Here is a 963-nt window from a genome sequence, read left to right as displayed (position 1 = left end):
TTAGCTTAATGCTTCACCTAACCGTGTGAACCAGTTCAACATGGTTGCAGCGTAAGCTGCACACAAAGGCTCCTTTCAGGAGCCTTTTTCTTTTCTAATCACTTTCAGTTTTTTCTACGTACATATTCCTGTTACTGATAGCTCTTGCCTATCACTAAGTACACTTGAACCCTTATAGGAATTATTTAACTATATGTTCGTAAAACATTAACATCGTTAAAGGAGAAGGTATGTTTACACAAGAAATGGTGCACACTGCGCTACAAACATGGTGCGACAATGTTGTCGCAGTAGGCAAGGTTCACCAAGAAGGTGGAGACGTAGAAGCGTTCGCCAATAAAGTGTTGTCAGAAAACTACGATTACGATAACGGCAAGGTACTTTTTAAACCTACACTTTGTTTCGGAGAGCAGACTTTCAGACCAACGAAAGAAGGTGCACTTTCTTACTTCGTAGGTGGTAACGACAAATTTCCGAATGATGGTGGCTTTAAACTTAAACCATGGGTTAAAGTTTGGTTTAGTAAAGAAGATTTTGTTTTATACAAAGAAATGGCTATCGTTCAATGTAATGTTCATTTTATCGGCGCAGACGACAGTCACATTTTCGTAAACAAAAGCTTTGTATTTAAGCTTTGCGAAGATGGAAAGATACGAATTGTGCTACACCAATCATCTCTACCTTATCAACCAGACTAATTATTATAAAGCGCGGCAAAGGCCGCGCTTTTTTATTCACACAGTAAGTACCAACAAAACCTTCCTTTTCAACATACGCAAACAATGACTGATAATCTTCATCACAAAATTAAAGTCCTTTAACTTCAAAAGCTTAACAACTTCCGCGTTGTCACTTCTCGTTAAAAGGTATTACTTAAAATACGCTGTTATTACTCGGTATGTTTTTTACTCAGGCATTTTAGTTTTTACTTTTACTCGAACAAACAAAAACCAATTAACCTAT

The 963-nt window shown here is 37.2% G+C and carries 1 protein-coding gene; it reads left to right on the top strand.

Annotated elements, in window-relative coordinates; genetic code table 11:
- The first annotated feature begins 230 nt into the window (after nt 1–230).
- A complete protein-coding gene (locus ACGHAV_RS16925) occupies nt 231–698 on the top strand; it encodes a hypothetical protein (RefSeq protein ID WP_390383363.1) in 468 nt (155 codons plus the stop codon).
- The last annotated feature ends 265 nt before the right edge of the window (nt 699–963 follow it).

The organism is Alteromonas sp. MTD1 (assembly GCF_042848195.1).
In the GTDB taxonomy this organism is placed as follows: Bacteria; Pseudomonadota; Gammaproteobacteria; order Enterobacterales; family Alteromonadaceae; genus Alteromonas.
This window is presented reverse-complemented; position numbering and strand designations above follow the sequence as displayed.